Origin of the sequence: Christiangramia aquimixticola, assembly GCF_048285835.1 — a bacterium.
Classification (GTDB): domain Bacteria; phylum Bacteroidota; class Bacteroidia; order Flavobacteriales; family Flavobacteriaceae; genus Christiangramia; species Christiangramia aquimixticola.
This window is the reverse complement of record NZ_JBLVTL010000002.1, coordinates 393682-399779: the sequence shown is the minus strand read 5'-3', so window position 1 is coordinate 399779 and position 6098 is coordinate 393682. Positions and strand designations below refer to the sequence as shown.

5 protein-coding genes are annotated in these 6098 nt (G+C 38.6%); 4 read left to right on the top strand and 1 reads right to left on the bottom strand.

The genetic code is table 11. The annotated features are described in order from the left end of the window. The first annotated feature begins 34 nt into the window (after nt 1–34). Nucleotides 35–793, top strand: a complete 759-nt coding sequence (locus ACNKXV_RS05450) for a YebC/PmpR family DNA-binding transcriptional regulator (protein WP_417906690.1) — start codon at nt 35–37, stop codon at nt 791–793. 4 nt (nt 794–797) lie between these two features. Here ACNKXV_RS05450 and ACNKXV_RS05445 read toward each other — a convergent pair whose 3' ends face one another. Further along, nucleotides 798–2666: a cation:proton antiporter gene (locus ACNKXV_RS05445; RefSeq protein WP_417906689.1), complete on the bottom strand. Its 1869-nt coding sequence runs from the start codon at nt 2664–2666 to the stop codon at nt 798–800. Between the two features lie 165 nt (nt 2667–2831). Here ACNKXV_RS05445 and ACNKXV_RS05440 point away from each other — a divergent pair, with 165 nt between their 5' ends. From ACNKXV_RS05440 to ACNKXV_RS05430, 3 genes are all read left to right on the top strand, one after another. Beyond that, a complete protein-coding gene (locus ACNKXV_RS05440) occupies nt 2832–3695 on the top strand; it encodes an MBL fold metallo-hydrolase (RefSeq protein WP_417906688.1) in 864 nt (287 codons plus the stop codon). Nucleotides 3696–3702: 7 nt separating this feature from the next. Beyond that, on the top strand, nt 3703–5388 hold the full coding sequence (locus ACNKXV_RS05435) for a S8 family peptidase (protein WP_417906687.1): 1686 nt from the start codon (nt 3703–3705) through the stop codon (nt 5386–5388). Nucleotide 5389: 1 nt separating this feature from the next. Further along, nucleotides 5390–6098: gluzincin family metallopeptidase (locus ACNKXV_RS05430; protein WP_470269319.1), on the top strand; the 709-nt coding region annotated here is incomplete at its 3' end.

The window sequence follows — 6098 nt, the reverse complement described above, 5'->3', positions numbered from 1 at the left end:
CACGTCTCCGGACTAAAAACTACAGACTAAAAAAATGGCAGGACATAGTAAATGGGCGAATATAAAGCATCGAAAAGGAGCACAGGACAAGAAAAGAGCTAAGCAATTCACCAGGGCTATAAAAGAGATCACTGTTGCGGTAAAAGAAGGTGGAGGGCCAGATCCTGAAGCCAATCCGGCATTGCGAAATGCCATCTCCAATGCCAAGGGAGTGAATATGCCCAAGGATACCATTGAAAGAGCAATTAAAAAAGCCTCAGGTGCAGATGCAGATAATTATGAACTGGTAACTTTTGAAGGTTACGGGCCTAATGGAATTGCTTTTTTTATTGAATGTACTACCGATAATCAGAACAGGACCGTGGCTTCAGTAAGATCCATATTTTCTAAAAATGGGGGGAATCTGGGCACCAACGGTTCATTGGAATTCCTGTTCGATAAAAAAGGAGTTTTTGTAATTGAAAAGGAAAAGATCGAAATGGATCTTGAAGAATTCGAACTGGAATTAATTGAAGGTGGAGCTTCCAAATTCGAGAAAGAAGATGAATATCTTACTGTTTATACCGAGTTTACAGATTTTGGATTAATGTCCTCAAAACTGGAAGAATTAAACATAGAACCCAAAAATTCAGAAGTGCAGCGAATTCCTTTAAATACAGTAGAATTACCTGTTGAGGATGCCTCAAAGATCATGGAATTAGTCGAAAAATTTGAAGAGGATGATGACGTTCAAAACGTATATCACAACCTTGACATAACCGATGAATTAATCGAAGAACTGGAAAAAGAGTAGGAGATTAATCTTTTTCCACGTTTTCCTCAATATTCTCTTTTTCTTCACTGTCTCCCGGTTCCATTTGTTTACCAAGGTAAACGATCATATAACCTTCCTCTATTTCCACTTCCATACTGTTGGAAGGGATAATGCTTAATTCTCCTTCTTTATCCTTAACGAATAACGGAATAATGTCCGGATCGGTTTTACTAATCTCTATAAGGCCTTCATAATGCTCCTTCGAGTTAAGTTCCATTTCATGGATGGAAGGATATTTTCTGGCCAGGTTGGTTAGTTTGATATAATCATCGGTTTGAGAGAAAAGACCCTCTTTAGGGCTGTTTTCAGGATCATACATTTCATCTGAAGATACTACCCTAAAAGACCCATTTTCACCAAAGTGTTTTCTGAACTTTTCAATGGCATTCAGGTTTACTTCAGTGTTCCCGGTCATGGCCATCAAATAACCAACATCACTAAGTTCGATGTTGTTTATTAAGTCATCTGAATACACATTCTCCTGAATGGCATCCAATCCAAGCTCCGCAGCCTTCTTTATATTGGCACCATTACTGTCTACCAGTACCACATGCCTGTTGTTCTTTTTTAAATAAGATCCTATTAATCTTGAAATGGTGGATGCTCCAATTATAAGAATCCCCTGAGAGTTCTTAAGAAATACTCCTACCAGCTGAGCAAATAATCTTGCGGTTGTTGCATTCAGCAATACCGTCCCCAATACGATCATAAATACCAGCGGAGTGATATATTCGGCTCCGGGAACGCCCTGATTAGCCAGTTCAATCCCGAAAAGAGATGCAATACCGGCTGCCACAATCCCGCGTGGTCCAACCCAGCTTATAAATAATTTCTCATTGGTTTGTAAAGAGGAGCCAATACTACTTACAAAAACTCCTAATGGCCTAATTACCAATACCACCGTTCCAAAAAGTATCAAAGCTTTGATATCATATACCAGCATTAGGTCATCTACATTGATGTTGGCTGATAATAATATGAACAGGATAGAAATCAATAATACACTAAGCGACTCTTTAAAGTAAAGCAGTTCTTTAAGGTTAGGTAAATTGATATTCCCCATAACCATTCCCATAACAACTACGGCCAATAGTCCGCTTTCATGAGCGAAAAGATCGGCAAGTACAAACACTCCCAATACCGTGGCCAGAGTTAATACGTTCAGTAGATAATGAGGGATTACATTCTTTTTAATGGCAAAAGCCAGTGCATGTGCGAAGGTGAATCCAAAGGTGAATCCAAACAGCACGATCTTACCAAATTCCAGTAAAGCGGTTTCAGTAAATTCAGTTCCTGTTCCGGCACTTATGAATTCGAACATAAGTACGGCTACAAGAGCTCCAATTGGATCAATTAGAATTCCTTCCCATTTTAAAATTGCTGAAACATCCTTTTTTAACGGGATATTCCGAAGAATAGGAGTGATAACCGTGGGTCCGGTAACTATGATAAGAGCAGCAAACAGAAACGAGATCTGCCATGACAGGTCAAAGATATAATATGCAGCGATCCCGGCGCCAAAGAAGGTTACTATAACGGCAATGGTAATTAGTTTTATAATAACGGGACCAACGTTCAAGATTTCACCTTTCCGAAGCGTCAAACCTCCTTCAAACAGAATGATCCCGATCGCAAGAGACACAAAATAGAAAAGGCTTTCCCCCGGAAATAACCCGGAAGTTCCATCCCAGATTGGTTCAATAAGCTTGGAACCATCTGCAGTAAAAAAAGTAGAAATTGGGCCAACGGCCAGTCCTATAAGGATTAAGGGTAAAATTGCAGGAATTTTAAATCTCCATGCTAACCATTGGGCTAATATCCCCAAAATCACAATACCTGCTAATTCAACCATAAGTTCTCAGTTTGCTTTAAAAGCTAAAAATATTAAAAATGTTTAACTCACAAAGCTTATTATAACAAAGGCTTACAATTATCGTTTCCTGTTAAATCAAATAAAAATAATTCGAAATGGCTTTAAGATTTTCTATTTTGCGGAGAATTCAGCAAAATAAACCGAATGAATCTTTATCCTATTGAAGCCGGAAATTTCAAACTTGATGGCGGTGCCATGTTTGGAGTTGTCCCTAAAAGTCTATGGAACAGAACTAATCCTGCTGACGCCAATAACATGATAGACATTGCTGCGCGTTGTCTTTTGATTGAAGATGGTGATAAACTTATCCTTATAGATACAGGGATGGGAGATAAGCAGAGTGAAAAATTCTTTAGTTATTATTTTCAGTGGGGTGACCATAGCATTGACAAATCCTTAAAAAAACACGGATTTCACCGGGATGACATTACCGATGTTTTCATGACTCACCTTCATTTTGATCATTGTGGAGGCAGCATTCAATGGAATAAGGACAGAACCGGTTACGAACCAGCCTTTAAAAATGCTCGCTTCTGGAGTAATAAAGATCACTGGGATTGGGCCACCGCTCCTAACGACAGGGAAAAAGCCTCATTCTTAAAGGAGAATATTATTCCTATGGAACAAAGCGGGAGACTTCAATTTGTTGAAAGAAACAATGATGATGCTTATACCCAAATAGAGCCTCTTGGTTTCGAAGCTTTATTTGTAGATGGTCATACAGATAAACAAATGATTCCGCATATTAATTACAAAGGGAAAAAACTGGTTTTTATGGCCGATCTTTTACCAACTGCAGGGCATATTCCACTCCCTTACGTGATGGGTTACGATACCAGACCATTATTAACCTTGGAGGAGAAAAAGAAATTTTTGGAAAAAGCAGCAGCTGAGAATTTATATCTCTTCCTGGAACATGATGCCCATAACGAAATAGTTACTCTAAAAAACACCGAAAAAGGTGTGAGACTTGATAAAACCTATACTTTCAACGAATTATTTAACTAAATTATATATGAAAATACCTGTTTATAAACCATTTCTGGCATTTTTAGCCGCCGGTATACTTACCGGATGTAGCAGTACCTCTCCCAAGATAGTTTCAACTCCGGTTAGTAATATCGATTCCATCCCATTAAAGGTAATGGATCTTACTGAGGCTGAATTGAAAGGCTGGACCAATAATGACCTTACCCTTGATACCATTCCGGGAATGAGTGTAGACAGGGCTTATTCTCAAATTATTAAAAACAACAGACCTTCTACCGTGCTCGTGGGAGTTGTGGATAGTGGAGTAGATATAGATCACGAAGATCTGAAAGGAGTTATCTGGACCAATCCTAAAGAGATTGCCGGAAATGGAAAAGATGATGATAATAATGGATTTATAGATGATATACACGGTTGGAATTTCCTTGGAGATGCAGTTGCTGAGAATATGGAATATACCCGTATTTATAAGCGTCTTAAACCTAAATTCGAGGGTAAAACCTCAAGTAGTGTAAGCACTGCAGACCGTGAAGATTATAATCTTTACCTTGAAGCTAAGGCCGAATATGAAAAGGAATATCAGGATGCTGTGGAAACAAAACAGCAATACCTTCAAATAAAGGATCAAATAACCATTGCTCATAAAGCAGTTTCCAAGAAACTTGGAACAGAAGATTATACCAAAAAACAACTGGCAGATCTTAAGGCTGAAACTCAGGAAATGCAGCAGTATAAATCTATCCTTACGCAGATCCAGAACAATGTGGATGAAAATATTCCAAAAGCTTTAAAGGAACTTGACGAAGCGATTGAATATTTTAAAAATCGTTTGGATACTCACTTCAATATGAATTTTAATGGTCGTGAAAAGACCGGTGATAATCCTTATGATATAACCGAGACTAATTATGGAAATAATCAGGTTTCAGGACCAGATCCTAAAAAAGAAGATGCCAAGCACGGGACTCACGTAGCAGGAATCATCGCTGCCAATAGAAATAATAATATTGGGGTTAAAGGTGTGGCAAACAATGCAAAGATCCTTGTGGTAAGAGCAGTTCCAGATGGTGATGAATATGATAAGGATATCGCCTTAGGAATTAGATATGCGGTAGATAACGGTGCGAAAGTGATCAACACCAGTTTTGGTAAATATTTCTCAACAAATCCGGAATGGGTTATAGACGCCATTAAATATGCTGCAGAAAAAGATGTGCTTATTGTGAATGCAGCCGGAAACGAAGGTTTGGACCTTGATCAAAAAAGAGTTTATCCTAATGATCAAACACCTGGAGTAACTTCAGAAATTAGCGATAATTTCCTTACCGTTGGTGCTTTAAATTATGAATATGGAGCTAATCTGGTAGCAAGTTTTTCAAATTACGGGAAGTCCAATGTAGATGTGTTTGCGCCGGGTACCAAGATCTGGTCTACCACGCCTAATAATGAATATGAATATCTTCAGGGAACTTCCATGGCTGCTCCTGCAGTAACCGGGATCGCAGCATTGATAAGAGGTTATTATCCAAAATTGACCGCTGCACAGGTAAAACAAATCATTATTGATAGTGGTTTAACTACCAAAGCAACCGTAGTAGTTGGAGGAGATGTAAATAATACCAAAAAATTCCAGGAGCTTTCTACTTCAGGAAAAATGGCTAACCTTTATAACGCTTTAATACTTGCAGATCAAATCGCAAAAAACAATTAAGATGAAAAGAATATTATTCAGTTTTATAATGCTTACAGCCGGCTTTATGCAGGCTCAAAACAACACTTCCTACTGGCAGCAACATGTTGATTATAAGATGGAGGTGGATGTGAATGTTGAGAATTTCCAATATACCGGAACTCAGGAATTGACCTATACCAACAATTCTCCGGATACTTTGAACCGGGTATTTTACCACCTTTATTTCAATGCGTTTCAACCGGATTCGCAGATGAACGCAAGACTGGAGAGCGTACCAGATCCTGATGGTAGAATGACAATTAATAAAGGCACTAAAGAAAATCCTGAAATTGTAAGCAGGATCTCCGGTCTTACCAAAGATCAAATTGGATATTTAAGAGTTAATTCTCTTACTCAAAACGGGGAAGCTTTGAAATATGAAGAGGTTGGAACTGTTTTAGAAGTTGAACTTGCAAAACCAATCCTTCCGGGTTCAAAGACCACCTTTAATATGGAATTTAAGGGTCAGGTACCGGAACAAATTAGAAGAGCCGGGAGAAACAGTGCTGAAGGTGTAGCGCTATCTATGAGCCAGTGGTATCCTAAATTGGCTGAATATGATTTCCAGGGCTGGCATGCAGATCCTTATATCGCCCGTGAATTCCACGGAGTTTGGGGAGATTTTGATGTAAAGATCAGCATAGATAAAGACTATGTTTTAGGTAGTACCGGTTATCTTCAGAATCCGC

Bases quoted from the DNA above. Each gene is read 5' to 3' on its own strand.
- ACNKXV_RS05440 (WP_417906688.1), top strand. From the start codon at position 2,832: ATGAATCTTTATCCTATTGAAGCCGGAAATTTCAAACTTGATGGCGGT.
- ACNKXV_RS05450 (WP_417906690.1), top strand. From the start codon at position 35: ATGGCAGGACATAGTAAATGGGCGAATATAAAGCATCGAAAAGGAGCA.
- ACNKXV_RS05445 (WP_417906689.1), bottom strand. From the start codon at position 2,666: ATGGTTGAATTAGCAGGTATTGTGATTTTGGGGATATTAGCCCAATGG.
- ACNKXV_RS05435 (WP_417906687.1), top strand. From the start codon at position 3,703: ATGAAAATACCTGTTTATAAACCATTTCTGGCATTTTTAGCCGCCGGT.